General features: G+C 59.9%; 1 protein-coding gene. It reads right to left on the bottom strand.

Annotation, left to right across the window (positions count from 1 at the left end; all coding sequences use genetic code 11):
* Positions 1 to 621, bottom strand: a 621-nt coding sequence (locus AX756_RS24815) for a transposase (RefSeq protein WP_438938423.1), incomplete at both ends; no start/stop codon positions are given.

The raw sequence follows: 621 nt of genomic DNA, 5'->3' as shown, positions 1-621 counted from the left end.
CAAAGCCTGCAGGCGCTGGATCTCCTGCCGGATGCGACCATACCGCCGACCGAGGTTGGATACCTTTTCCGCCCGAACCTCACCTTCATCCTGACGATCGATTTGAACCATCTCGTCGATGTAGCGCTCGATGCTCGCTTCGAGATGCGCGATCCGGCTGGCGATCTTGCCCCTGGTGAAGTTGCGGTCACGGCTGTTCACCGCCTTGAACTTGCTGCCGTCGATGGCAACGCAGTCTCCGTTCAGAACTCCGATCCGGCGACACAACTCGACGAACTGCGCACAGGTACGTCGTATCGCAGAACCATTCGTGCGCCGGAAATCGGCAATGGTCTTGTGATCGGGCACCAGGCGACCGGTCAGCCACATCAGCTCAACATTCCGCCCGGCCTCCCGTTCCAGGCGGCGACTGGACGGGATGCGGTTCAGGTAGCCATAGATGAAGAGCTTCAGCAGAACCGAGGGATGATAGCCCGGGCGGCCCGTCCGCGCCGGCGATGAACGCTCGAAACCAAGGCCCGAGAGATCAAGTTCATCAACGAAAAGATCAACGACCCGAACAAGGTCATCCTCGCTAATCCAGTCATCAAGCCGATCCGGAAACAGCACCGTCTGGCCCCG

It is taken from the genome of Aliiruegeria sabulilitoris (genome assembly GCF_001558155.1).
In the GTDB taxonomy this organism is placed as follows: Bacteria; Pseudomonadota; Alphaproteobacteria; order Rhodobacterales; family Rhodobacteraceae; genus Tropicimonas; species Tropicimonas sabulilitoris.
The sequence above is the reverse complement of the archived record's forward strand: the minus strand, read 5'-3'. Positions and strand labels throughout refer to the sequence as shown.